The following is a 24,145-nucleotide window of genomic DNA, read 5'->3' on the forward strand; positions in this document are numbered from 1 at the left end:
GGCCGCCGTGCCCGCTTCCGTGCAGGTCCCGGCGTCAGTACCCCGGGAGGTCCCATGTCCGCCGCCGCAGCTCACCAGCGGTCCCCGATCGTCCTCGAACGGATGGCTCCCACCCATCTGGCCGACGTCCTCGCCCTGGGGCGTGAGCTGTACGACACCTCGGTGAAGCCGTACACGTCCTGGTCCCTTTCGGCGATCGCCGGGCACATGGACGCCGACGCGTCCTCCTGCTGGGTGGCGCTCGACGGTGAGGATCTGGCCGGGTTCGTCCTCGGCTCGATGGGCTTCGACCAGCGCACGGACTGGGGGAACCTGGAGTGGATCGCCAGCGCCCCCGCCTATCAGGGGCAGGGCGTCGCCAGCCATCTGGTGCAGGCCTGCTGCGCCACGCTGACCGCCGCGGGCGCCACCGCCGTGGTGACCGACGTGGAGTCGCGCAACACCGCGTCGGCCGCGCTGATGCGGCGCAACGGCTTCGAGGAGAGCGTCTCGGTCACCCTCTTCGTGCGCGAGGCGCCCGACGCGGCGGTCTGACGGGAACCCTCCGAGGAGAAGCTCCTGCCGGGAAGCATCTGGAGGGAAGCTCCTGCCGGGACGCTTCTGGCGGGAATTGACCGGCGTCCTCAGCCCGCGCAGTCCTTGCCCGGCTCCAACGGCGGTGCGCTGACGCCCAGATGGGACTTGCAGCGCGGCGTGTTCCCCGCGTCCTCGTGCCAGGAGGCCGGACGCGGGCGGATGAAGACCGCCGCCGCTGCCGCCGCGAGCACGAACAGGCCCGCGCAGCCCACGGCCGCCTTGCCGAACGCCGTGTTCAACGCGTCCGGATCCGCGTACGCCGTCCCCGACAGGCCCACCGCCAGCGGCAGCGCGGCCACGACGAGCATCTGGGCCACCCGCGCCGCGGTGTTGTTGACGCCGCTCGCCAGACCCGCGCGCCCCGCGTCCACCGAGGCGAGGACCGTCGCCGTCAGCGGAGCGACGAACACGCTCATCCCCAGGCCCAGCACCACGACCGCGGGCAGCACCTCCGTGACGTAGGCGGCGCCGGGCTCGATCCGCAGCATCAACAGCGCCCCGGCTGCCGCGATCAACGGGCCCGCGATCAGCGGCAAGGTGGGGCCGACCCGCCGTGACAGATCGCCCGCCGCGGCCGAGAGCAGCAGCATCATGACCGTGATCGGCAGTGTCGCCGTGCCCGCCTGCAACGCGTCGTAGCCAAGGGTCGTCTGCAACTGCACCGGCAGCATGAACAAGAGCCCGCCGATGGCCGCGTACAGGCACAGCGTCATGACGTTGGCCGCGCTGAACAGGCGGGAGCGGAACAGGGAGAGCGGCAGCATCGGGTTGCGGCGGCGATGCTCGACCACGACGAAGGCGACGCCCGCCGCGAGCCCGCCGAGCCCCGGCAGGAGCGCCGCCGCCTTCGACGAGTCGCCCGACGCGCCGATGAGCGCGAAGCTGATGCCCGCGAGGAACAGCGCCGCCAGGCAGGCCCCCGTCACGTCGAAGGGCTTGTCCGCGGCGCCTTCGGCCCGGCTCTCCGGCACGTGGCGGACCGCGAAGAGCACGAGCGCGGCCAGCGGAATGTTGATCAGGAAGATCCACCGCCAGCCGGGCCCGTCGATCAGCCAGCCGCCCAGGAACGGCCCGACCGCGCCCGCGACTCCGCCCAGCCCCGACCACGCGCCCACCGCACGCGCCTGGTCCTGCGGTCTGAACGACGTACGCACCAGGGCGAGCGAACCGGGCGTGAGCAGCGCGCCGCCGATGCCCTGGAGCGCCCGCGCCGCGATGAGCATCCCCGCGTCCTGCGCGAGCCCGCACAGGGCGGAGGCGAGGGCGAACCACACGACGCCGATGACCAGGGTGCGCCGCCGCCCGATGCGGTCGCCGAGCGCCCCGCCGAGCAGCAGCAGCGCCGAGAGCGTGAGCATGTAGGCGTTGACGACCCACTGCAGGGAGGCGATCGAGGCGTCCAGGTCGCGGCCGAGCGTGGGCAGGGCGACGTTCACCACCGTGCCGTCCAGCATCGCCATGCCCGACGCGAGCACGGCGCAGGCGAGCACCCAGCGGCCCCGCGCCGACTTCAGCGCGACGCCGCCGTCGGCGCTGTCCGTCGCCGAAGCCTCCGTCGAAACCATCTGCCCACCGCCGCTCTACATGTGCACCGCGCCGCCGCCCGCCTCGGAGTGGACCGGCGCGCCCCGGCGGTACAGGACGACCGTAACGAGCAGTCCGACCGCGAAGAATACGGCCGACCAGGTGTACGCGGTGGAGTAACTCTCCATCGCCGACTGGGCCTGCACCTCGGGCGTCGGCTGCTTGCCCACGAGGTAGTTGGCCGCGGCGCTGGTGGCCAGGGAGTTGAGCAGGGCCGTGCCGATCGAACCGCCCACCTGCTGGCTGGTGTTGACCATCGCCGATGCCACACCCGCGTCGTGCGCGGCCACGCCCGCGGTCGCCATGCTCATCGCCGGGGCGAAGACCAGACCGAGGCCGAGACCGGCGACGAGCAGCGGCGGCAGTACGTGGGCCGCGTAACCGCTGTGCACGTCCAGGGCGGTCAGCCAGGCCATCGCGGCCGCCGCGAGCCCCATGCCGAGCGGCACGATCGGCTTCGCGCCGAACCGCGGCACGAGCGAGTTGGTCGTGACGACCGAGATGACCACCATCACGGCGACCATCGGCAGGAAGGCGAGGCCCGTCTTGACCGGGGTGTAGCCGAGGATCTGCTGGAGGTAGTACGTCAGGAACAGGAAGACACCGAACATGCCGGCGCCGGAGATGAACATCGCGAGGAACGAGGCGCCGCGGTCGCGGTCGAGCACCACCCGCAGCGGGAGCAGCGGGTGCTCGGCGCGCGTCTGCCACCAGGCGAAGGCGGCCACCAGGACGGCGCCGACCACGAGGAAGCCCCAGGTGTCGACGTCGCTCCAGGCGTGTGTCTCGGCGTTCGAGAAGCCGTAGACGATGCAGAACAGACCCGCGGAGACCAGCAGGGTGCCGGGCACGTCCAGCTTCGGCCGGTCGGCGGGCCTGCCGCCGTGCAGCAGCCGGGCGCCGCCCAGCATGGCGAGCACGGCGAAGATCAGGTTCACGTACAGGCACCAGCGCCAGTCCAGGTACTCGGTCAGGACGCCGCCCAGGAGCAGACCGACGGCGCCGCCCGCGCCCGCGATGGCGCCGTAGATGCCGAACGCCTTCGCGCGCTCCTTGGGGTCCGTGAACGTCGTGGTGAGCAGGGACAGCGCGGCGGGCGCGAGGAGCGCTCCGAACACGCCCTGCAGGGCGCGGGCCACCACCAGCATGGTGAAGCTCGTCGCCGCGCCGCCGAGGGCCGAGGCGAGCGCGAAGCCGGCCAGACCGGCGAGGAACACGAGCTTGCGGCCCACCAGGTCGGCGATCCGCCCGCCGAGCAGCAGCAGGCTGCCGAAGGCGAGTGCGTACGCGGTGACGATCCACTGGCGGTTGCCGTCGCTGAACCCGAGGTCCTGCTGGGCCGATGGCAGCGCGATGTTCACGATCGTCGCGTCGAGGACCACCATCAGCTGGGCGATTCCCACGATGCCGAGGATCAGCCAGCGGTGTTCGTGGCTGCCACCGCTCGGATGTGGGGGAGCGGAGGCCGAGGATCCTGCGGTCTGTACCGCATCGAAGGGTTCCGGCGCGGGTGAGCGGTCCATCGCTGGCCTCCAGACGCCCCCGTCACTCAAGACATCCCCGTCACACCGTAGGCGCGCTGGTCAGAGCCCGCGACCGGGGCCCGGCAGGGCCGGGCCCCGCACGGAGGAACGCATGAGGCACCGCCCGGCGGACCGCTCGGAAATCCGCCCGGTTCCGCTGGTGGCGGTCAGTTCTGCGGCTCGCTGATGTTGACCATCCAGGGGATGCCGAAGCGGTCCGTACACATGCCGAACACGTCGCCCCACATCTGCTTCTCCAGCGGCACGGAGACCGAGCCACCGGCGGACAGCTTCTCCCAGTAGCCGCGCAGTTCGGACGAGTCGTCCCCGCTGAGGCTCACCGAGAAGTTGTTGCCCGGGGTGTGCTGCATGCCGGGCGGGGTGTCGGCGCCCATGAGGGTGAAGCCGTTCGGCGCCTCCAGCATGGCGTGCATGATCTTGTCGGCATCGGGGGTGCCCTGCTGGCCGGCTTCGCCGAAGGTGTTCAGCGCCAGTTCGCCGCCGAAGACCTCCTTGTAGAACTCCATCGCCGGTCGGGCATCGCCACCGAAGCTGAGATACGGGTTGAGGCGCGAGACCATGAAAACCTCCCAGAACGGGGTGAACGGTCAGTTGCGCGGAGAGTAGCGCGGGGCACTGACAACGGCCCGGCGAGTGGCTCTGGGACGCGTCGTCCCTGGATGGACGGAAAGTCCGCCGAAGGCCGACCCCGGTCATTTGTCGCACCCGGTTATTCAATCTTCATCAAATCCGGTCCGGCATCCGGACGGACCTCTTGTGTGCGGACTGTATGCGAAATACGTTCTGCCGTATTCCTTGATCGTCCACGATCAGCCCGGAACCACCCTGGCGGAGGTACCTACTCGTGCGCCGAAAAGCGGTTGCCCTCGCGGCGGTTGCCCTGGTGATGTCCCTGACGGCGGGCTGCGGCTCCCTGCAGTCCTCGGCCACCGAGGTCGGCGGTGAGCGCATGACCGACGACCGTCCCGTGCGCGACGGCGGCACCCTCACCGTCGCCCTCAACGCCGACCCGGACAAGCTCGACCCGACCCTCGCGCAGACCCTGGTGGGCCGCACCGTCTTCGCCGGGATGTGCGAGAAGCTCTACGACATCGACGAGCACGGGACCGTGATCCCGCAGCTCGCCACCGCCCTGCCCGAGACGTCGAAGGACGGCCGCACCGTCACCTTCGGCCTGCGCAAGGGCCTGAGGTTCAGCGACGGCGGCAAGCTCGACGCGGCCGCCGCCGTCACCTCGCTGCTCCGCCACCGCGACCTCGCGGGCTCGGCGCGCGCCACCGAACTCGCCCCGCTCGCCGGGGCTCGGGCGACCGGACCGTACACGGTCGAGCTCACCCTCAAGCAGGCCTACGTCCCCCTCACGGCCGTCCTCGCGGACCGCTCGGGCATGGTGATGTCGCCCGCCGCGCTCAAGAAGTACGGCAAGAACTTCACCAACCACCCCTCCTGCGTGGGCCCGTTCAAGTACGTCGAGCGCGTCGGCGGCGACCGCATCGTGCTCGCCAAGGACCCGAACTACTACGCGGCCGACCGGGTCCACCTCGACAAGGTGATCTACAAGCCGATACCCGACGGCAACGTCCGCCTGGCCAACCTGCGCTCCGGCGACATCCAGATCGGCGACCAGATGACCCCCGTCGACGTGCGCAGCGCGCTGACCGAGCCCGGCCTCCAGCTCTTCAACTCGCCCTCGCTCGGCTACCAGGGCATCGGCTTCAACGTCGGCAACGTCAAGGGCCTGGGGGAGAAGCCGGGGCGCGTCGACACGCCCCTCGCGCGCGACCCCCGGGTCCGTGAGGCCTTCGAGCTCGCCATCGACCGCGACCTCATCAACAAGGTCGTCTTCCAGGGCATGTACGAGCCCGCCTGCGGCCCCGTCTCGCCCGAATCCGCCATCGCACCCGGCGTCAAGGCGTCCCAGTGCCCCGAGCGGGACGTGGCCAGAGCCAGGAAGCTCCTGCGGCAGGCCGGGGTGAAGACCCCGCTGCCCATCGAGCTGAAGGTGTCCACGACGCCCGAGTCCAGCCGCCTGGGACAGGTCGTACAGGCGATGACCAAGGAGGCGGGCTTCGCCGTCACGCTGCGCCCCACCGAGTACGCCACGATGCTCGAAGAGACCGACGCCGGGCACTACGACGCCTTCACCAGCGGCTGGTCGGGACGCCTCGACCCGGACGGCAACATCGCCAGCTTCCTGCAGACACGCGGCGCGATGAACGCCTACGGACTCTCGGACCCGGCCATCGACCGCCTCGTCGAGCGCGGCCGCGCCGAGGCCGACCCGGACGAACGCACCCGGATCTACCAGGAGTTGACCGAGCGCGCCCAGGAACGGCGCGGGCTCATCTACCTCTACCGGCAGAAGAACTACATCGTCGCCGGCAAGGACGTCGCCGGCGTCCGCGTCTACGGAGACGGCCTGGTCCGCGTCACGACTGCGGGGTACACCCGATGAGCCTGAGCCCCCCGCGCCCGAAGACCGCGCGCCCGATCTCGATGCGCCTGAGCCCCATGGCCTCCTATGTGCTCACCCGCGTCCGCCAGTCCCTCATCACACTCGTCCTGGTCAGCATGGTCGTCTTCGCCGGCATCCGCGCGCTGCCCGGCGACCCGGCCCTCGCGCTCGCCGGCGAGGAACGCAGCCCCGAGGCGCTCGCCGCGATCCGCGAGAGCTACGGCCTCAACGACAACATCGTCGTCCAGTACGGGCGGTTCATCGGCCACGCGATCACCGGTGACCTCGGCACCTCGTCGCGCACCGGCCTCCCCGTCACCGACGCCATCACCGCGGCGCTGCCCATCACCCTCGAACTGGCCGCCCTCTCCCTGCTGCTGGCGGTCGTCGTCGGCATCGGCGCGGGCATCGTCGCCGCCGTGCGGCGCGGAAAGCCCGAGGAGTGGCTCGCCAACGCCCTGGCCCTGCTGGGGCTCTCCGTCCCCACCTTCTGGCTCGGCATCGTCCTGGTCCTCGGGTTCGCCATCGCCCTGCCGGTCTTCTCGGCCTCCGGATACGTGCCCTTCGGCACCGACCCGCTGGACAACCTGCGCCGCATGGTGCTGCCCGCGATCGTCCTCGGCTCGGGTCTCGCGGCCGTGGTGATGCGCCAGACGCGGGCGGCGATGCTCGACTCGCTCTCCGCCGACTACGTACGCACCGCAAGGGCCAAGGGCCTGTCCCGGCGCGAGGTCATCGGCGGGCACGCGCTGCGCAACTCCCTGGTCACGGTCGTGACCGTGCTCGGACTCCAGCTCGGCCACCTCATCTCCGGCGCCGTCGTCACCGAGCAGATCTTCGTCCTGCCCGGCTTCGGCAAGCTCACCATCGACGCCGTCTTCACCCGCGACTACGCGACCCTGCAAGGCGTGGTGCTGTGCACCTCCGCCGCGTACATCCTCATCAACCTGCTGGTCGACGTGGCGTATTCGGTCATCGACCCGCGCATCCGGCTCGGAGGTGCCCGGTGACCACAGCGGCGCTCACAACACTGGGGCGGATACGTTCCGCGGGCGCGGGCAGCGGCAAGCTGCGCGCCCTGCGCAAGAACCGCCTGGCCATGACCGGTGGCGTCATCGCCGCCGTGTTCGTCCTCGTGGCGCTCTTCGCGCCGCTGGTCGCGCCCTACGACCCGGCGCGCCCCGACTTCGCCGACGCCCTCGCCGCGCCCGGCTGGTCGCACTGGCTGGGCACCGACGACCTCGGCCGCGACCAGCTCTCCCGCGTCGTGTACGGGGCGCGGGCGTCCATGCAGGTCGGGGTGGTGGCGGTGGCGCTCGCGTTCCTCGTCGGCGTACCCCTGGGACTGCTCGCGGGCTACTACGGCAAGTTCACCGACAGCGTCGTCTCGCGGCTCACCGACACGATGCTGGCCTTCCCCTTCCTGGTCCTGGCCGTCGGGCTCGCCGCGGTGCTCGGCCCCTCGCTCACCAACGCGACCATCGCGATCGGGATCTCGCAGATCCCGGCCGTCATCCGCATCACCCGCGCGGAGACACTGCGGCTGCGCCACGTCGACTACGTGGCCGCCGCCGTCGCCAACGGAGGCGGCGACGCCACCGTGCTCTTCCGGCACATCCTGCCCAACGCCACCTCGGCGCTGACCGTCCAGGCCACCGTCGGCATCCCCGCCGCGATCATCGGCGAGGCGCTGCTCAGCTTCCTGGGCCTCGGCGTCCAGCCGCCGGAGGCCTCCCTCGGCGTGATGCTCTCCGGCGCCCAGTCCTTCCTCGCGCCCGCGCCGTGGATGGCGGTCTTCCCCGGACTCGCCGTCGTCGCGGCCACCCTGGCGTTCAACCTGCTCGGCGACGGCCTGCGGGACGTCCTCGACCCCCGAGGAGCCACCCGATGACCCAGCCAGTGACGACCGAACCGGTACTGAGCGTGCGCGACCTGTCCGTCTCCTTCCGCTCCGACACCCGCACCGTGCACGCCGTCGACCACCTCTCGTACGACGTCGCACCGGGCGAAGTGCTCGCGGTGGTCGGTGAATCGGGATGCGGCAAGTCCGTCACGGCGATGGCCGTGATGGGGCTCCTGCCGCCCACCGCGCACATCGAAGGGTCGATCAGACTCGGCGGCGCCGAGATCGCCGGAGCGAGCGAGAAGGAACTCGGAAGGGTCCGCGGCAAGGACATCGCGATGATCTTCCAGGAGCCGATGACCTCGCTGAACCCGGTCCTGACCATCGGCCGGCAGATCGGCGAGGTGCTCCGGCGCCACCAGGGCCTGTCGAAGAAGGAGGCACGCGCGCGTGCCGTCGAACTCCTCGACCTGGTGGGCATCCCGGCCCCCGCCCAGCGCGTCGACGAATACCCCCACCAGCTCAGCGGCGGCATGCGCCAGCGCGTCATGATCGCCATCGCGGTCGCCTGCGACCCGTCCGTACTGATCGCCGACGAGCCGACCACGGCCCTCGACGTCACCGTCCAGGCGGGCATCCTCGAAGTCCTCCAGTCGCTGCGCGAGCGGCTCGGCACCGCGATCGTGCTGATCACCCACGACCTGGGCGTGGTGGCCGACGCCGCCGACCGGGTCCTGGTCATGTACGCCGGCCGCCCCGTCGAACAGGCCCCCGTGCACGAACTGTTCGCCGAGCCCCGCCACCCCTACACCCGCGGCCTGCTGGGCGCGGTCCTTCGCCCCGGCGGCGAGGGCAAACGGCGCCTGCCCGAGATCCCCGGCCTGGTGCCGAGCCTGGACGCGCAGCCCGACGCCTGCACCTTCGCCCCGCGCTGCGCCCACGCCGACGACCGGTGCACGACGCGCAAGCCCGGCTTCAAGGCCGTCTCCCTGGACGCCGGAGCCGACGCCGCGCACCGGGCGGCCTGCTGGCACCCGCAGGACGCCGCCGTGCTCACGCCCACCATCCAGGAGGCCGGACAGTGACCCCGACACCCGTTCTTGAACTGCGCGACCTCCAGCGGCACTTCGCGGGCCCCGGCGGCACCGTGCGCGCCGCCGACGGCGTCACGCTCACCGTCGGCAAGGGCGAAGTCGTGGGCCTCGTGGGGGAATCGGGGAGCGGCAAGTCGACCGTCGGGCGCTGCGCCGTCCGGCTCGACGACCCCACCGGTGGCACCATCCGCATCAACGGCACGGACGTGACCCGCCTCTCGCGGCGCGCCCTGCGGCCCCTGCGCAAGGACTTCCACCTCGTCTTCCAGGACCCCTCCTCCTCGCTCGACCCGCGCATGACCGTCGGGCAGATCATCGCCGAACCCCTGCGCCTGCACTCCATCGCCAAGGGGGACGCGGCACGCGCGCGCGTGGCGGAACTCCTCGCCCAGGTCGGCCTGCGCCCCGAGCACGCCGACCGGCATCCGCACGAACTCTCCGGCGGGCAGCGCCAGCGCATCTCCATCGCCCGCGCGCTCAGTGTCGACCCGGACCTCCTGGTGGCCGACGAACCCACCTCCGCCCTCGACGTCTCCGTCCAGGCCTCGGTCCTCAACCTCCTGGCCGACCTGCAGCGGGACCGCGGCTTCGGGTGCCTGTTCATCACGCACGACCTGGCCGCGGTGGAGTTCCTCGCCGACCGCATCGCGGTCATGTACCTCGGCCAGATCGTCGAACAGGCGCCCACCGTCGAGCTGTTCGCCGCCCCCAAGCACCCGTACACCCAGGCGCTGCTCTCCGCGGCGCCCGTACCCGACCCGGCGCTCCAGCGCACCCGCGAGCGCATCGTCCTCAGCGGCGAACTGCCCAGCCCGCTCGCCCCGCCGCCGGGCTGCCGCTTCCACACGCGCTGCCCGCTGGCCGTCGACCGCTGCCGCGTCGAGGTGCCCGAACTGCGCGAACTTCCCGGAGAGGGCCACCGCCAGGTCTCCTGCCACCTGGTCGCCGACGACGGCACGGCTCCGGACGCGGCCGCCGCCCCGACCCTCCGTACGATCCCCAGTACCCGCACCGCACGCTAGGAGCAGCTCACTTGTTCACCACTAGGCCGACCCTCCAAGGCACCTTCGGCATGGTGTCCTCCACCCACTGGCTCGCATCGCAGTCCGCGATGGCCGTCCTGGAGGACGGCGGCAACGCCTACGACGCGGCCGTCGCCGCGGGTTTCGTCCTGCACGTCGTCGAGCCGCACCTCAACGGCCCGGCAGGAGAGGTGCCGATCATCCTGGCGCCCGCCGACGGTGAGGTGCGGGTCCTGTGCGGGCAGGGCGTCGCGCCCGCCGCAGCGACCGTGGAGCACTACCGCGCGCTCGGCCTCGACCTGGTGCCGGGCACCGGGCCGCTCGCGGCCGCCGTACCCGGAGCCTTCGACGCGTGGATGGTGCTCCTGCGCGACCACGGCACCAAGTCCCTCGCCGACGTCCTCAAGTACGCCATCGGATACGCCGAGGACGGCCACGCGCCCGTGGAGCGCGTCGGCGAGACCGTCGAGACCGTGCGCGAACTCTTCACGACCGAATGGCCCTCGTCGGCCGAGGTCTACCTGCCCGAAGGCCAGGCCCCGCGCCCCGGCGAACTCCTGCGCAACCCGGCGCTCGCCGCGACCTGGCGCCGCGTGATCGAGGAGGCGGGCAACGGCTCGCGCACCGAGCAGATCGAGGCCGCGCGGAAGATCTGGAGCGAGGGCTTCATCGCCGAGGCGCTCATACGCCAGGCCGCGGTCCCCACGATGGACACCAGCGGCTCCCGGCACACCGGCACACTGACGGCCGCCGACCTCGCCGGGTGGGAAGCGACCTACGAGGACCCGGCGACGTACGACTGGAACGGCTGGACGCTGTGCAAGGCGGGCGGCTGGAGCCAGGGCCCGGCCTTCCTCCAGCAACTGTCGCTGCTGCCCTCGGAGCTCGCGGACCTGCCCGCCTACGGCTCCGCCGACTACGTGCACCTCCTGATCGAGGGCTGCAAGCTCGCCATGGCCGACCGCGAGGCCTGGTACGGCGACGCCGACGGCACCGGCACGGTCCCCGTCGCCGAGCTGCTGTCCGCGGCCTACAACGACGAGCGCCGGACGCTCATCGGCGAGAAGGCCTCGCACGAACTGCGTCCCGGAAGCCCCGGCGGACGCACCGCGAAGATCTCCGCCCACGCGCGCGCCGTGGCCGACAAAGAGCCCGGCTTCGACGCGCTCGGCCTGCCCGGAGCGGGCGCAGGCGAGCCGACCGTCGCCAAGAGCGGCACCTCGCCCGTGCCCGGCGAACCGGCCGTCTCCGCGGACGGCGCCACCCGCGGCGACACCTGCCACCTGGACATCGTGGACCGCTGGGGCAACATGGTCGCGGCCACGCCGAGCGGCGGCTGGCTCCAGTCCAACCCGGTCGTGCCCGAGCTGGGCTTCCCGCTCGGCACCCGCCTCCAGATGGCCTGGCTCGAAGAGGGCCTGCCCAACTCCCTGGTGCCGGGCCGCCGCCCGCGCACCACGCTCACCCCGTCCCTCGCGCTCAAGGACGGCGTACCGGTGCTGGCCTTCGGCACCCCCGGCGGCGACCAGCAGGACCAGTGGCAGGTGCACTTCTTCCTCGCGGTCGCGCTGCGCGGCTCCGTACGCGGCGGACTCGACCTGCAGGGCGCCATCGACGCCCCCAACTGGCACAACGACAGCTTCCCCGGTTCCTTCTACCCGCGCGGCATGCGCCCGGGAAGCGTCACCGTCGAGTCCCGCATGGACGAGGGGGTCATCGAGGAGCTGCGGCTGCGCGGGCACGACGTGACGGTCGGCGAGCCCTGGTCGGAGGGGCGGCTGTGCGCGGTCGCGCGTGATCCGCGCACCGGGGTGCTCTCGGCGGCGGCCAATCCGCGCGGGATGCAGGGGTATGCCGTGGGGCGGTAGAGAAAGCGGGGAACTGCGCGAGGACGGAACACGATCCGCGTCCGGCGACGGCGCGAACCCGGCCGACGCAGCTCCGGGGAAGCCCTGCGGCACGGCCGGGTACGCGGCGCGCGACGCCGCGTACCCGGCCGAAGGTGGGCGTCAGGACCGGCCGCTCGTCTCCTGGCCGTCCAGCGATTCCTTCGTCGACTGCTCCGGCTCCCGCGGCGAGGGCAGGGCCACGGTGGCCGCGGCCTCCCGGCGGCGCGACACGGCGCCGCCCACCAGTGCGGCCACCGGCTGCGCGAAGCGCGCGGTCAGCGGGCCGACGATCACCAGGATCAGGACGTACGCCGTGGCCAGCGGGCCGAGCGACGGCTCGATGCCCGCGGTGACGGCGAGCCCCGCGATGACGATGGAGAACTCGCCGCGCGCCACGAGGGCGCCGCCCGCCCGCCACCGCCCCTTGACGGAGATCTTGGCGCGGCGTGCCGCCCAGTACCCCGTGGCGATCTTCGTGCACGCCGTCACGACGGCGAGCAGGAGCGCGGGAAGGAGCACCGGCGGGATGCTCGCCGGATCGGTGTGCAGACCGAAGAAGACGAAGAAGACGGCGGCGAACAGGTCCCGCAGCGGCGCCAGGAGACTGTGCGCGCCCTCGGCGACCTCGCCGGACAGGGCGATGCCGACCAGGAACGCGCCCACGGCGGCCGACACCTGGAGCTGCTGCGCGATCCCGGCGACCAGGATGGTCAGGCCGAGGACGACCAGGAGCAGCTTCTCGGGGTCGTCGCTCGACACGAAGCGCGAGATGACGCGGCCGTAGCGCACGGCGAGGAACAGCACCAGACCGGCCGCCCCGAGCGCGATGCCCAGGGTGAGACTGCCCGCGGCCCAGCCGACACCGGCCAACAGGGCGGTGATGATGGGCAGATACACGGCCATCGCCAGGTCTTCGAGGACCAGGATGCTGAGGATGACGGGCGTCTCGCGGTTGCCCAGGCGGCCCAGGTCGTTCAGGACCTTCGCGATGACCCCGGACGACGAGATCCAGGTGACGCCAGCCAGGACGACGGCGGCCACCGGACCCCACCCCATGAGGAGCGCGGCGATCGCGCCCGGCACGGCGTTGAGCCCCATGTCGACCAGACCCGCCGGGTACTGCGTCTTGAGATTGCTGACCAGATCGCTGGCGGTGTATTCGAGCCCCAGCATGAGCAGCAGCAGGATGACGCCGATCTCGGCGCCGATCGCGACGAACTCCTCACTGGCGCCCAGCGGCAGCAGACCGCCCTCGCCGAACGCGAGCCCGGCCAGCAGATAGAGCGGGATGGGGGAGAAGCGGAACCGTCCGGCGAATCTGCCGAGCAGCCCGAGCGCGAGAATGATCGCGCCGAATTCGATCAGGAAGACAGCGGAGTGCATCGAATCACTCCCGCCCGAGTATCGCGGCGGCGCTCTCCACACCCTCGCGGGTGCCGATCACGATGAGGGTGTCCCCGCCCGCGAGACGGAAGTCCGGCGTGGGCGACGGAATGGCCTCGGCCCTGCGAAGTACCGCGACGACGGAGGCACCTGTCTCGGTGCGCATCTGGGTCTCGCCGAGCACCCGCCCGTTCCAGTGCGAGGAGCCGGCCACCTCGATGCGCTCGGCGACGAGACCGAGATCGGTGGTGTGCAGGAGGTTCGGGCTGTGGTGCGAGGGCATCAGCGCGTCGATCAGCGCGTCCGCCTCACCCGAACTCAGTCGCAGCGAGAGCGCGCACTCGTCCGGGTCGTCGGCTCGGTAGGCGCTGAGGGTGCGCGCGCCGTCCCGGTGCGCGACGACCGAGATCTGCCGATGTTCTCGGGTGGTCAGGTCGTACCGGATTCCGATGCCTGGAAGTGGCGTCTGGCTCAGACGTGAAGCGGGCACAGCTCTTCCCCTAGGTGCTGATCGGGCTGATGGGCGTCAATACGGCGTTAAGGTCACCCTATCGGCCCACTCTTTGCCAGAACTTGGTGGTAGAGGTCCCGCGCCCGGACTAGTGCGGAATCGGCCCGGTCTAGGGCTGACGTTCCGCCAGCACCGTCTCGACGGTATCGGCCTCCGCGGGCGACTTGTCCTCGCGGTAGCGGACGACCCGGGCGAAGCGGAGCGTGACGCCGGCCGGATAGCGGGTGGACTTCTGCAGCCCGTCGTAGGCGATCTCGACGACGAGCTCCGGACGTACGGTCACCACAAAGCCGTCGTCGCCGACGGCGAGCTCACGCAGCCGCTCGGTCTGCCAGGCGAGCATCACGTCGGTCATGCCCTTGAAGGTCTTGCCGAGCATGGCGAACGTGCCGTCCGGTCGGCGGGCGCCCAGGTGGAGATTGGACAGCTTGCCGGTCCGCCGCCCGTGCCCCCACTCGGCGGCCAGGACCACGAGGTCCAGGGTGTGCACGGGCTTGACCTTCAGCCAGCTCGCACCGCGCCGCCCGGCGATGTACGGAGCGTCGAGGGACTTGAGCACGACGCCTTCATGGCCACGGCGCAGTGTGTCGGCGAAGAACTCCTCGGCGGCGCGGAGTTGGGCCTCGTCGACGGGGTCGGCGACGACGATGCGCCGCACCCGCATCGGCTCGGGAACGAGCCGCGCCAGATGGCTGTGCCGCTCGACGAACGGCAGGTCGAGCAGATCCCGCCCTTCGGCGTACAGGACGTCGAAGAAGACGGGGGACACGGGAAGTTCGGCGGCGGCGGTGGCGACATCGACACGGGACCCGACGCGTCCGGCGATGTCCTGGAAGGACCGGGGTCTGCCGTCGCCGTCGAACGCGATGACTTCCCCGTCGAGAATGAAGTCCCCACCCGCCAACTGCTCTGCGGCAGAGGTGAGTTCGGGCAGCCGGTCGGTGATGTCGTCGAGGGTGCGGGTGTACACACGGACGCCGTCGGCATCGCGGTGAACCTGCACACGGATACCGTCCAGCTTCTCCTCGACGGCACAGGGCGCACCCAGCTTTTCGACCCCTTCGGCGACGGAGCCGGCGCCGTGCGCGAGCATCGGCAGCACGGGCCGCCCGACGCTGAGCCGGAACTCCTCCAGGGCGCTCGGCCCCCTGGCGAGCAGGGCCTCGGCGACGGGTGTCACCGCCCCGGCCAGCATCACCGCACGGCGCACGGCGGTCGGCGGGGCCTCGGTGGCCCGGGCGAGCCCCTCCACGGCGATGGCGTCGAGCGCGCCCTGCCGGACCTCACCGGTCAGCAGCCCAAGGAGGAACCGCTGCTCCTCGGCGGTGGCAGCCCCCATCAACTCCCGTACGAGCCGCTTGCGTTCGGCCTGCGAGCCCTGCCCGGAGAGCGCACCGATGGCGGTGAGCGCGGCGTCCGTGGCCTGGACGGTGAGGGTGGGCTCGGCGGCGGCCGGAGGCGGCTCCTTGAGGAGGCTCCACCCGATACCGAGCCTTCCCTGGGGGAGGCGTCCGGCGAGGTAGGGAATGACGATGGGGGCGTCGGCGGGGCCGGCGGCCCGGAAGAGGTCGGAGAGGAGGGCGATCTTCTGCGATCGGGCGGGGGTGGTGGCCACGGTGGCGGACACGTGGGCGAGGCGGGCTAGGAGCATGCGATGTCCATTCCCCGATCGGGCACCTTTCCGAAACCAGGGGGCTCAGGGGGTGGAATTCAGCCCGTCCGGCCTTCGAGGACGAACTCGGCGGAGCCGGTGATCGACGGCCATCGAGGCCCCCGCGCCAGAGTGGCCCGACGCGGAGACGCACATGTCACAGCCGGGAAGGGGCGGGGCTGGGGACTGAATCCGTTGCCCGCACCCCCACTACGGGCTGTGGCAGACATAGATCGGCCCGACCCAGCGCTCGCAGACCGGCTCAGGCGGAGACGTGGGCTCGACAGGGGTGGGCTCCACGGGCGTCGGCTCCACCGGAGTAGGCACCGGGGTGGGCGTCTGGGTCGCAGGGGGAGGCGTGGGAGTGGGCGTAGGGGTAGGCGTCGGGACCGGCGGAGCGGCCGGTTCCGACGGCTCGGCAGGAGCCACCGGCTCCGCAGGGACCGGCGCCTCGGACTGATCCGGCGCCACGGCCTCGGGAGCCTCCGGCTTTGCGGGAGCCTCTTCGGCGGCAGGCTTCTGCTCCGGGGCTTCCGCCTCCACCTCCGCTTCTGCTTCCGCCTCCGCAGGAGGAGAACCAGGCTCCGGCGCATCCGGCGCATCCGGCGCATCCGGCGTATCCGGCGCAGGAGCCGCCGGAGCTGCGGGAGCCGTCGGAGCTGCGGGAGCCACCGGCGCCGGAGCCTGCTCCGGCACCCCCCTCTCCACAGAAGCGGCTCGCTGCGGCGGCACCGCGTGGCCCGACCCCGACCCCCCGAGCAGAAGCCCCGCCGCCACAGCCGCCCCCACCAGGGACGCCCCCACAGCTCCCACCGCGGCAACGGGCAGCTTGCCGCCTCCGGTGAGGGCATGACGTATGCCGTGCAGGAAGCCGCCGTGCCCACCCGAGCCGGCAGCGGAGCCCGCCCCCACCGAACCTGCCCCCACCGAACCCGCCGCCAGCGGCACGAGGAACTTCCCCGCACCACCCAGAACGAAGATCAGCAGCGCAGGACCGACCAGCGCGGGCAGCCGGTCGTTCGCGCGGGCGAGCAGCGCGAGCCTGCCCCGGCAGTCGGCGCAGCCGTCGAGGTGGGCGAGGAGCCGCTCGGACTGCCGGGCGGAGGCCTCGCCGCGTATGTGGCCGGGTATGCGGTCCCAGTGCTGTTCGCACGCGGGGTCCTCCGGCGTGCCGGGATGCGCGCGCAGGAACGCCTGCCGCATCCCCTCGCGGGCCCGGTGGAGCAGGACGGCGGTCGCACCCTGCCCGGCGCCGATCCTGCGGCCGACCGTCTCCAGCGGCTGTCCCTCCGCCTCGGCCAGCCACAGTGCCTTCACCCAGCGCTCGGGCAGCTGACCGAGCACCCGGCCGAGCAGATCCACGGAGGAGACACGGTCACCCGGGTCATCACCGACGCCTGCCACTCCATCGAAGGCACCGAAGGCCTCTACGGCCTCGACGGACTCCGGGGCATGCGGATCATGCGGCGTCTCGCGCGCGGAGCCGCGGCCCACGGTCACCGCGAGGTTCCGCACGGTCGTCATGAGGTACGCCGGTACGTTCTCGATCTCGTGACCCGCGGACAGCCGCCGCCAGACACGGAAGTGCGCCTCGGCGACGAGGTCGTCGGCGACCCAGGCGTTGCCGGTCAGCGAGCGCGCGTAGGCGACGAGGCGCGGCTGTTCCTCCTCGTAGATACGGGAGTACGTGGCCGTGGCGGGCGTCGTGACGGGCCCGTCGGCGGATGCGTCGGCGGATACGTCGGTCATGGCAGAGCACTCTCCCGGTCCCACTGCGGGTGGTTCGGACGAGTTCCAGAGCCTAGGTGTTAAATGTCCGACTTGTGAGGCTGGAGTGGCGTACGTCACAGAGATTGTCCCGTGTGGCGCGTAATGAACCCCCTGGTCGCGGACTCGAACAGGCACGGAAGAAAGCAGAGTGCGCAGCGGGAGCTGCGCCAGCAGAGGAGTCCGATCATGGCCGTCACCCTTGAGCAGCCCGCCCGCGCCCGTCTGGTCGCCCCCGAGGGGCGCGAGCGCGCGCTGCCCGTGACCCTGCGCTATGCGGCCGACGACCCCCTGGCTGTCCAGATCGTCTTCCCGTCGGAGGCCTCCCTCGATGGCGCGGAGGTCACCTGGATCTTCGCCCGCCAGCTCCTCGAAGAGGGCCTTCGCGCCCCCGCGGGCGGCGGTGACGTGCACATCTGGCCGTGCGGGCGGGCGCGCACGGTTCTCGAGTTCCATGCGCCGCAGGGTCTTGCCCTGGTGCAGTTCGACAGAGCCGTGCTGCAGCGGTTCCTGGTGCGCACCTACGCGGTCGTGGGTGCGGGGCGCGAGGTCGCGGGGCTCGACCTGGACCAGGATCTGGCCCGTCTGCTGGGTGGAGTCTGAGCGCGCCGTACACACCCATCCGCCATTAGGTTAGGCTGTCCTAACTTAATCATGGTGGGTGGTTTTCGGCCGCCCAGGGGAGGGGAATCCGATGGGGCATGGCTGGGAGGGAGTGGTCCTCAAGCTGTTCCGCGGCAAGGACTTCGAGTTCACCGTGACCGGGGCCGAGGACGTCACCGAGCACTACCGGCGCCTGCACCTCACGGACGGCGGCATGCTCGCGCTGACCGGAGTGCATCCGACGATGTGGGTCCGCCTGTGGATCGACCAGGCGGACGGCAAGCATCATCAGCGCGCCTACACCCTGGTGGACCCCGACCCCGCCGCCGGGACGTTCAGCCTGGAGTTCGCCCTGCACGACGGCCGCGCGAGCGACTGGGCGCGCAAGGCGGGGCCGGGCGACAGGATCGAGGCCACGCTCCAGGGCACCGGCTTCGACGTGCCCGAGCCGCTGCCCACGCGGCTCCTGGTGATCGGGGACACGGCGGCGGTCCCGGCCGTCAACTCGCTCCTGACGGCCATGCCCGACGTGCCGGCGACCGTCTGGCTGGAGACGCAGCACGCGTCGGACCACGACCTCGAACTGCGCCTCGACCCGGCCCTGCACGACCTGCACCGGGTGGAGCGACGCGACGCGGGCAGTCACCTGGTCGACGAGGTCAAGGCGGCGCTGCCCGCACTGATCGAGAACGACGGCGACAGGGCCGACGTGTACGTATGGATCACCTGCGACACGACGACGACCCGGGCCCTCGCCTCCTACGTACGCAAGGATCTCGCGATCCCGAAGCAGCGCGTGCACGCGCTCGGCTACTGGCGCCCCGAGAAGCGGTAGACGCGAGCCCTCCGCCGCCGGACCACCACCGCACCGGCCGCCAGAGCCGCCGAACCCGCGGCGGCGAGAAGGATCACGGTCCAGTCCGGGCCGTCCGCGTCGTGCGAGGTGGCGACGGGCTCGGCGGCGGGCGCGGGGCCCTGCGCCGTGCCCTGCCGTTCGCTCCTGGGGAGCAGCGAACCCACCGGCCTGACGTGCCCGGCGGCCCTGAACCCCCAGTCGAGAAGCGACCTGGTCTCCTCGTACACGCGGTATCCGCCGCTCGCCTGAGGGTTCATCACCGACACCACGAGGGTGCGGCCGCCGCGCTGCGCCGCGCTGATGAGGGTGTTGCCCGCGTGGCTGGTGTAGCCGTTCTTGATGCCGAGCAGGCCGGGGTAGGGGGCCACGCCGTCGGCGCCGGTCAGCAGGCGGTTGGTGTTCTGGATGGGGTAGGACCAGTTGCCGTGCGGGAACTTGGCGACCGACGTCGAGCAGTAGCGGGCGAACTCCGGGTCCGCGAGCCCCGCCCGGCCGAAGATCGCCAGGTCGTACGCGGATGACACCTGCCCGGCCGCGTCGTAACCGTCGGGCGAGACCACATGGGTGTCGCGGGCGCCCAGCGCGCGTGCCTTGGCCCGCATCTGACGGACGGTCTGCTGCCAGCCGCCGTTGAGCTTGGCGAGCACGTGCACGGCGTCGTTGCCGGAGCTGAGGAACACCCCCCGCCACAGGTCGGCCACGCTGTAACTGCGTCCCGCCTCGACCCCCACCAGGCTGCTGCCGTCACCGACGCCGTCGAGCTCGCTCTGGGTGACCCGGTGCCGGGCGACGGCGTCCAGGTGGGGCAGCGCGGTGAGGGCGAAGAGCGACTTCAGGGTGGAGGCGGGCGGCAGTTGACGGTGCGCGTTCCGGGCCGCGAGCACTTCGCCCGAACGGGCGTCGGCCACCACCCAGGAGAGCGCGGAGACGTCGGCGGGGACGGCGGGGGCGCCGGCGCCGGGACGGGCCTGGATGCCCGGCCGGTCGAGAAGGTCGGAGGAGTACGCGGGACCGGGCCCCGGGGGCGTGGGCTCGGCCGCGGCGGCCGAGAAGGGTGTGGGCAGGAGGACCAGGGCGGCGACCGCGAGGGCCGCGGTGCGGACGGATGAGGAGCGCGGGAGGTACCTGATGACCATTCAGCCACCGTATGAGCGCCGCCCGAAGACCGCAGGTCAGCTTGGTCCGGCTGGATGTACGGGGGCGGTCGCGGACCGTGCCCGCGTGCGCTCTTCCCGAACCCGCCGTCCTTGCCCACACTGCTGGGCAGGGACGGCGGAGGGGGCTCGGATGGCCGCTCGACGGGGACGGCGAAGCGCGGTGCGGAAACGGCACAAGGCGCTGTGGAAGCCGGTGGCGGTGTTCGGCGGCATCCTGGCCCTGGAACTGATGCTGCTCTGGTCGCCCCTGCGGCCTTACGTGGCCGGGGCGTTGATCCTCGGCCTTCTCGGCGCCGTGCTGTGGTGGCTGTGGCGCACGGACCGCCAGGCACGCCGGGGAGATCGGGCCTGGCGGGAGAAGGAGGCGGTACGCGCGGGCCACCGGACGCTCGCCGAGGTGGACGCGATGACGGGCACCCGGTTCGAGGAGCTGGTCGCCGGACTCTGCCGCAGGGACGGCTGCGCCGAGGTACGCCGCGTGGGCGGGGCGGGGGACAACGGCGCCGACGTGGTCGGGCGGCTCCCGGACGGCCGGTCCATGATCATCCAGTGCAAGCGGTACGCACCGAGCCGCACCGTCGCCGCACGCGATCTGCGCGATCTCCTGGGCTCCCGCGTGCACTTCGGGGCCGATGTGGCGATCTGCGTGACGACCGCGCGATTCAGCCGCCAGGCCCAGACCTTCGCGACGGGGAACGGCATCGCCACCCTGCACCGCGACCACGTGGGCCTGTGGAACAGCGGGGCCGCGCTGGAGTCACTGATCGGGCTCGGCGGCGCGGGCCAGGGGGACAACCGGCACCGGGTGCGCTGGAGGAAGACGTACGGATAGTTGCGTACGGGCCCACCCGCCAAGGGAGTTGTGAGCTCGGTCACGAAAACCCCCTCTCCCCAATACTTTCCCCTAGGTACCTACTGCACCTGCGCGGATAGCTTCCATCGAGTCAGCGCACTCAGCGCACTCAGCGCACAACGACTCGGGAGAACGACTCATGGGAGCGAGAATGATCGTGGTGACCGGAGCGACGGGCAACGTCGGTAGGCCGCTGGTACGGGCCCTCGCCGAGGCGGGTGAACAGGTCACGGCCGTCTCGCGCGGGATAACGGCGACGGACGTACCCGAAGGCGTCCTGCATCGACAGGCCGACGTGGCCGACCCCGCGGGCCTCGAACCCGCGCTCGACGGCGCCGACGCGCTGTTCCTGCTGACCTCCGGGGACCTGGTGCTCGGCGGCGGAAGCATCGACGGCGCCCTCGAAGCCGCGCGGTCCAGTGGCGTCCGGCGGGTCGTCCTGCTGTCCTCGCAGGGCGTCGGGTCGCTGCGGCACCCGCCGGTGTTCGAGGACGCCGTCAAGCGGTCGGGCCTGGAATGGACGGTGCTGCGCCCGGGAGGCTTCGGCTCCAACGCCTACCAGTGGGCCGATGCGGTCCGTGAGCGGCGGGAGGTGGCCGCGCCGTTCGGCGATGTCGCGCTGCCGGTCATCGATCCGCTCGACATCGCGGAGGTCGCGGCCGCCGCGCTGCTCGACGGCGGCCACGGCGGTGCGACGTACGTACTGACCGGCCCGGCGCCCGTCACGCCCCGGCAGCAGGCGGCGGCGATCGGGGACGCGCTGGGCGAGCCCGTGCGGTTCGTCGAGCAGAGCCGGGCGGAGGCACGGGCGCAGATGGTGCGGTTCATGCCCGCGCAGGTGGTGGACGCCACGCTGGCCATCCTGGGCACTCCGTTCCCCGAGGAGCAGCGGGTGAGCCCTGACGTCGAGCACGTCCTTGGCCGTGCGCCCCGCACGTTCGCCGAGTGGGCGGCGCGGAACGGGGCCGCCTTCAAATAGCCGCCGCGAACCGGTCCTCCGGCAGGTCAGGCGGCCGTGGATACCGCCCGCCATCGTCACCGAACTGGCCACGCTCAGCCCCGAGTTCCGGCGGATCTGGGGCATCGGGGAGGCCCTGATGTGCGCGGCGGTCCGCAGGCGGCTGAGGCACCCGGCGGCCGGGCTGCTCACCCTGGACTGCGAGCCCCTGCACGTGCCGGCCGCGCCCCGCGAGACGGGGCTTGTGGTGCACGTGTTCAGGGCCGAGGAGGGCAGCGCGGAGGCCGACGCCCTCGCGGGCCTTGCGTAGCGCCGCGCGAGGACGAGGCCGTAGGGGTTACTTCGGCAGGTTCGCCTCGATCGCGGCGATGACCTCGGGAGCGTCCGGCTCGGTCTTCGGACCGAAGCGGGCCACCACGTCGCCGTCAGCGTTAGTGAGGAACTTCTCGAAGTTCCAGCGGACGTCGCCGGTGTGCCCCTCGGCGTCCGCCGTGCCCACCAGGTTCCCGTACAGCGCGTGCCGGTCGTCGCCGTTCACGTCGACCTTCTCGGTCATCGGGAACGTCACGCCGTACGTCGCCGAACAGAACTCGGCGATCTCGTCCGACGTACCGGGCTCCTGGCCCATGAACTGGTTGCAGGGCACACCGAGCACGGTGAAGCCACGGCCCGCGTACTGCTCGTGCAGCCGCTCCAGACCCGCGTACTGCGGGGTGAGCCCGCACTTGGAGGCGACATTGACGATCAGGACGGCCTTGCCGAGGTACTGATCCAGGTTCGCCGGACCGCCTTGCAGGCTTTCGATCTTTACTGCGTCATAGACAGACATGATCCGGAGCCTACGCTTCGGACGCCGCGGCCTTTGCGTCGCCTACGTCGACAGTTCGGCGCGCCATTGGCGTGGCCATTGTCCCGAGGGCGGGGGAGCTCCGCCGATGCCGAGGTCGGTGCGTGCCCTTTCGTAGAACTGGTCCCGTGCCGCACTGGCTATCTGGTGTGCTTTGGTCCAGTCGCTCGGTGCGCTGACGCCTTCCCGTACGAGTAGTTCTATGCCCCATACCGCTTCGTGCCATTTCCGGGCCGCGGCGATCGTGGACGCGTCTCCGACCAGCAGCATCGACTCCCATTCGGCCGCGCGCTGGGACTCGGCCTCGGCCAGGTCGGCGAAGCCGCGCTCCGGCTCCAGGGGGTCGGTCACGTCCGCGTACCCCAGGGCCGCGCCGATGCGCCACGCGATCCGGAGCTGCGCCTTGAGGACGTTTCCGTAGCGGCTGTACGTCTCGAACCGCTTCTCGTCCCACCGCTCCAGCTTCTGTATCTTCCACTTCCGCCGCTCGGTCAGGCTCTGGGCCGCGTAGGAACCCACGGAACCCACTACGACGCCGATCAGTGCCGGCAATTGGTCTGCAAGCGACATGGTCCCCCCTCGTCGTTCCAAGATGGTTGCCATCAGATGATGGCTCGCCGGTTCAGGCGGCCGCAGGCGATCAGCTCGACGGTCGTGGCCACCGCGATCGCCTGGACCGCCATGAGGGCGATCAGGACGAACAACTGCACCGCGCCCGCCAGGACGGGTGACGCGCCGCCCAGGAGCATGCCGACGAAGGCGCCGGGCAGCGTGACCAGGCCCACCGTGCGGGTCTGGTCGAGGCCGGGGAGCAGGGCGTCCGACGCGGCGGGGCGGATCACCTCCAGTCGGGCGTCCCGGTCGAGCAGGCCGAGGGCCAGACCTGCCTCGAACTCGCCGTGGCGGGAGTCGAGTTCGCCGAGGGCCCGGCGCCCGCCCAGCACCGTCGCGGTCAGCGCGCCGCCGATCAGGATGCCCGTCACGGGGATCATGGCGATGCCGCGCACCGGCAGGAGTCCCGCAAGGACCAGGCAGGTCACCACCGGGACGACCGGGCCCGCGATCGGCAGCGCCGCCCACCACCAGCTGCCGTTGGCGGTGATGCGGCGCCCGGCGGTGCGCGCGGCGACGGCGAACATCAGGAGCAGGAAGGCGAAGAGCGCCACGACGTGGTGGATCACCCAGCCGATCGCCAGGGACACCACGCCCAGCTGTACGGCCGCCCGCACCCCGGCCACGAGGATCTCCCGCGCCCTGCCGTGCGAGCCGTCGGGGGAGAGGCGGAACACGGCGGCGGTCGTGGCCGCGGCGAGCAGCAGGACGAGGAGCGCCACGCCGAGCGTCGCGTTCACCGGAAGGAGAGCCTGAGCAGCGAGATCGCGCACGCGCCCACCCTAGGCGGCGATCTCGCCGCACAGATCGGAACACAGATCGGAACCGGGAACGCACCGGAGATCGGAACCCGTGCGTCCGGGGTCGTCGCGGGCGGGCCCGGTCTGTGAGGATGCGGGAAGAACATGTGTTGCCGGACGAGCAAGCAACGCCGGAAGAA

23 protein-coding genes are annotated in these 24,145 nt (G+C 71.8%); 12 read left to right on the forward strand and 11 right to left on the reverse strand.

The window, feature by feature from the left end:
• Positions 1-54 precede the first annotated feature (54 nt).
• Positions 55-534: a GNAT family N-acetyltransferase gene (locus ACIGXX_RS02065; RefSeq protein ID WP_351157005.1), complete on the forward strand. Its 480-nt coding sequence runs from the start codon at positions 55-57 to the stop codon at positions 532-534.
• An 89-nt stretch (positions 535-623) separates the two neighbouring features.
• Here the strand turns inward: ACIGXX_RS02065 and ACIGXX_RS02070 are convergent, their stop codons facing one another.
• The 3 genes from ACIGXX_RS02070 to ACIGXX_RS02080 form a co-directional block, all read right to left on the reverse strand.
• On the reverse strand, positions 624-2,141 hold the full coding sequence (locus ACIGXX_RS02070; protein ID WP_361464090.1) for an MFS transporter: 1,518 nt from the start codon (positions 2,139-2,141) through the stop codon (positions 624-626).
• A gap of 15 nt (positions 2,142-2,156) precedes the next feature.
• Complete coding sequence (locus tag ACIGXX_RS02075) at positions 2,157-3,683, reverse strand: MFS transporter (RefSeq protein ID WP_383816705.1); 1,527 nt, start codon at positions 3,681-3,683, stop codon at positions 2,157-2,159.
• A gap of 167 nt (positions 3,684-3,850) precedes the next feature.
• Positions 3,851-4,264, reverse strand: coding sequence for a VOC family protein (locus ACIGXX_RS02080; protein ID WP_399971880.1), 414 nt, complete (start codon positions 4,262-4,264; stop codon positions 3,851-3,853).
• Positions 4,265-4,548: 284 nt separating this feature from the next.
• Between ACIGXX_RS02080 and ACIGXX_RS02085 the strand changes: the two genes are divergently transcribed.
• From ACIGXX_RS02085 to ACIGXX_RS02110, 6 genes are read left to right on the forward strand one after another with little or no spacing between them, the layout of a single operon-like run.
• Positions 4,549-6,159 (forward strand): ABC transporter substrate-binding protein, encoded by a 1,611-nt coding sequence (locus ACIGXX_RS02085; RefSeq protein WP_399971882.1) that lies wholly within the window; start codon positions 4,549-4,551, stop codon positions 6,157-6,159.
• Between the two features lie 56 nt (positions 6,160-6,215).
• Entirely contained in the window at positions 6,216-7,169 is a 954-nt protein-coding gene (locus tag ACIGXX_RS02090) for an ABC transporter permease (RefSeq protein ID WP_366461701.1), read from the forward strand.
• Entirely contained in the window at positions 7,166-8,050 is an 885-nt protein-coding gene (locus tag ACIGXX_RS02095) for an ABC transporter permease (RefSeq protein ID WP_399971884.1), read from the forward strand. The genes ACIGXX_RS02090 and ACIGXX_RS02095 overlap by 4 nt, the downstream gene beginning before the upstream one ends.
• Positions 8,047-9,087 (forward strand): ABC transporter ATP-binding protein, encoded by a 1,041-nt coding sequence (locus ACIGXX_RS02100; protein ID WP_351156992.1) that lies wholly within the window; start codon positions 8,047-8,049, stop codon positions 9,085-9,087. Before ACIGXX_RS02095 ends, ACIGXX_RS02100 begins: the two co-directional genes overlap by 4 nt.
• Entirely contained in the window at positions 9,084-10,118 is a 1,035-nt protein-coding gene (locus ACIGXX_RS02105) for an ABC transporter ATP-binding protein (protein ID WP_399971887.1), read from the forward strand. Before ACIGXX_RS02100 ends, ACIGXX_RS02105 begins: the two co-directional genes overlap by 4 nt.
• 11 nt (positions 10,119-10,129) lie before the next feature.
• Positions 10,130-11,986 (forward strand): gamma-glutamyltransferase, encoded by a 1,857-nt coding sequence (locus ACIGXX_RS02110; RefSeq protein WP_361464082.1) that lies wholly within the window; start codon positions 10,130-10,132, stop codon positions 11,984-11,986.
• Positions 11,987-12,127: 141 nt separating this feature from the next.
• On the opposite strand, the gene ACIGXX_RS02115 is transcribed toward ACIGXX_RS02110, so the two are convergent.
• The 4 genes from ACIGXX_RS02115 to ACIGXX_RS02130 form a co-directional block, all read right to left on the reverse strand.
• Positions 12,128-13,390 (reverse strand): cation:proton antiporter, encoded by a 1,263-nt coding sequence (locus ACIGXX_RS02115; protein ID WP_383816715.1) that lies wholly within the window; start codon positions 13,388-13,390, stop codon positions 12,128-12,130.
• Between the two features lie 4 nt (positions 13,391-13,394).
• Positions 13,395-13,880, reverse strand: coding sequence for a TrkA C-terminal domain-containing protein (locus ACIGXX_RS02120; protein ID WP_351156982.1), 486 nt, complete (start codon positions 13,878-13,880; stop codon positions 13,395-13,397).
• Positions 13,881-14,010: 130 nt separating this feature from the next.
• Positions 14,011-15,552: an ATP-dependent DNA ligase gene (locus ACIGXX_RS02125; RefSeq protein ID WP_399971890.1), complete on the reverse strand. Its 1,542-nt coding sequence runs from the start codon at positions 15,550-15,552 to the stop codon at positions 14,011-14,013.
• 210 nt (positions 15,553-15,762) lie between these two features.
• Complete coding sequence (locus ACIGXX_RS02130) at positions 15,763-17,301, reverse strand: sigma factor (RefSeq protein ID WP_399971892.1); 1,539 nt, start codon at positions 17,299-17,301, stop codon at positions 15,763-15,765.
• A gap of 207 nt (positions 17,302-17,508) precedes the next feature.
• Here ACIGXX_RS02130 and ACIGXX_RS02135 point away from each other — a divergent pair, with 207 nt between their 5' ends.
• Positions 17,509-17,922: an SsgA family sporulation/cell division regulator gene (locus ACIGXX_RS02135; RefSeq protein WP_351156974.1), complete on the forward strand. Its 414-nt coding sequence runs from the start codon at positions 17,509-17,511 to the stop codon at positions 17,920-17,922.
• 91 nt (positions 17,923-18,013) lie between these two features.
• Positions 18,014-18,757 carry a siderophore-interacting protein gene (locus ACIGXX_RS02140; protein ID WP_399971894.1) on the forward strand — a complete coding sequence of 248 codons (744 nt, stop codon included), beginning with the start codon at positions 18,014-18,016 and terminating at the stop codon, positions 18,755-18,757.
• On the opposite strand, the gene ACIGXX_RS02145 is transcribed toward ACIGXX_RS02140, so the two are convergent.
• The gene (locus ACIGXX_RS02145) at positions 18,733-19,914 is read right to left on the reverse strand and encodes a serine hydrolase (protein WP_351156968.1); all 1,182 of its coding nucleotides are present in this window, start codon (positions 19,912-19,914) and stop codon (positions 18,733-18,735) included. The genes ACIGXX_RS02140 and ACIGXX_RS02145 overlap by 25 nt on opposite strands.
• 151 nt (positions 19,915-20,065) lie before the next feature.
• On the opposite strand from ACIGXX_RS02145, the gene ACIGXX_RS02150 reads away from it, so the two are divergent.
• The 3 genes from ACIGXX_RS02150 to ACIGXX_RS02160 all read left to right on the forward strand — a co-directional run bounded on the left by ACIGXX_RS02150 (position 20,066) and on the right by ACIGXX_RS02160 (position 22,056).
• Positions 20,066-20,767 carry a restriction endonuclease gene (locus ACIGXX_RS02150; protein ID WP_351156965.1) on the forward strand — a complete coding sequence of 234 codons (702 nt, stop codon included), beginning with the start codon at positions 20,066-20,068 and terminating at the stop codon, positions 20,765-20,767.
• Positions 20,768-20,939: 172 nt separating this feature from the next.
• Positions 20,940-21,767 (forward strand): NAD(P)H-binding protein, encoded by an 828-nt coding sequence (locus ACIGXX_RS02155; protein WP_399972801.1) that lies wholly within the window; start codon positions 20,940-20,942, stop codon positions 21,765-21,767.
• Positions 21,712-22,056 (forward strand): hypothetical protein, encoded by a 345-nt coding sequence (locus tag ACIGXX_RS02160; RefSeq protein ID WP_399971897.1) that lies wholly within the window; start codon positions 21,712-21,714, stop codon positions 22,054-22,056. The genes ACIGXX_RS02155 and ACIGXX_RS02160 overlap by 56 nt, the downstream gene beginning before the upstream one ends.
• 27 nt (positions 22,057-22,083) lie before the next feature.
• On the opposite strand, the gene ACIGXX_RS02165 is transcribed toward ACIGXX_RS02160, so the two are convergent.
• From ACIGXX_RS02165 to ACIGXX_RS02175, 3 genes are read right to left on the reverse strand one after another with little or no spacing between them, the layout of a single operon-like run.
• The gene (locus ACIGXX_RS02165; protein ID WP_351156960.1) at positions 22,084-22,575 is read right to left on the reverse strand and encodes a glutathione peroxidase; all 492 of its coding nucleotides are present in this window, start codon (positions 22,573-22,575) and stop codon (positions 22,084-22,086) included.
• A 42-nt stretch (positions 22,576-22,617) separates the two neighbouring features.
• Positions 22,618-23,163, reverse strand: a complete 546-nt coding sequence (locus ACIGXX_RS02170; RefSeq protein WP_351156957.1) for a hypothetical protein — start codon at positions 23,161-23,163, stop codon at positions 22,618-22,620.
• A gap of 32 nt (positions 23,164-23,195) precedes the next feature.
• Entirely contained in the window at positions 23,196-23,978 is a 783-nt protein-coding gene (locus ACIGXX_RS02175) for an ABC transporter permease (RefSeq protein ID WP_351156954.1), read from the reverse strand.
• Positions 23,979-24,145 lie beyond the last annotated feature (167 nt).

The organism is Streptomyces sp. NPDC055243, from assembly GCF_044544025.1.
GTDB lineage: Bacteria > Actinomycetota > Actinomycetes > Streptomycetales > Streptomycetaceae > Streptomyces.

Bases quoted from the DNA above. Each gene is read 5' to 3' on its own strand.
- ACIGXX_RS02100 (WP_351156992.1), top strand. From the start codon at position 8,047: ATGACCCAGCCAGTGACGACCGAACCGGTACTGAGCGTGCGCGACCTG.
- ACIGXX_RS02075 (WP_383816705.1), bottom strand. From the start codon at position 3,683: ATGGACCGCTCACCCGCGCCGGAACCCTTCGATGCGGTACAGACCGCA.
- ACIGXX_RS02090 (WP_366461701.1), top strand. From the start codon at position 6,216: ATGGCCTCCTATGTGCTCACCCGCGTCCGCCAGTCCCTCATCACACTC.
- ACIGXX_RS02155 (WP_399972801.1), top strand. From the start codon at position 20,940: ATGATCGTGGTGACCGGAGCGACGGGCAACGTCGGTAGGCCGCTGGTA.
- ACIGXX_RS02140 (WP_399971894.1), top strand. From the start codon at position 18,014: ATGGGGCATGGCTGGGAGGGAGTGGTCCTCAAGCTGTTCCGCGGCAAG.
- ACIGXX_RS02165 (WP_351156960.1), bottom strand. From the start codon at position 22,575: ATGTCTGTCTATGACGCAGTAAAGATCGAAAGCCTGCAAGGCGGTCCG.
- ACIGXX_RS02125 (WP_399971890.1), bottom strand. From the start codon at position 15,552: ATGCTCCTAGCCCGCCTCGCCCACGTGTCCGCCACCGTGGCCACCACC.
- ACIGXX_RS02150 (WP_351156965.1), top strand. From the start codon at position 20,066: ATGGCCGCTCGACGGGGACGGCGAAGCGCGGTGCGGAAACGGCACAAG.
- ACIGXX_RS02080 (WP_399971880.1), bottom strand. From the start codon at position 4,264: ATGGTCTCGCGCCTCAACCCGTATCTCAGCTTCGGTGGCGATGCCCGA.
- ACIGXX_RS02135 (WP_351156974.1), top strand. From the start codon at position 17,509: ATGGCCGTCACCCTTGAGCAGCCCGCCCGCGCCCGTCTGGTCGCCCCC.
- ACIGXX_RS02115 (WP_383816715.1), bottom strand. From the start codon at position 13,390: ATGCACTCCGCTGTCTTCCTGATCGAATTCGGCGCGATCATTCTCGCG.
- ACIGXX_RS02070 (WP_361464090.1), bottom strand. From the start codon at position 2,141: ATGGTTTCGACGGAGGCTTCGGCGACGGACAGCGCCGACGGCGGCGTC.
- ACIGXX_RS02130 (WP_399971892.1), bottom strand. From the start codon at position 17,301: ATGACCGACGTATCCGCCGACGCATCCGCCGACGGGCCCGTCACGACG.
- ACIGXX_RS02170 (WP_351156957.1), bottom strand. From the start codon at position 23,163: ATGTCGCTTGCAGACCAATTGCCGGCACTGATCGGCGTCGTAGTGGGT.
- ACIGXX_RS02145 (WP_351156968.1), bottom strand. From the start codon at position 19,914: ATGGTCATCAGGTACCTCCCGCGCTCCTCATCCGTCCGCACCGCGGCC.
- ACIGXX_RS02065 (WP_351157005.1), top strand. From the start codon at position 55: ATGTCCGCCGCCGCAGCTCACCAGCGGTCCCCGATCGTCCTCGAACGG.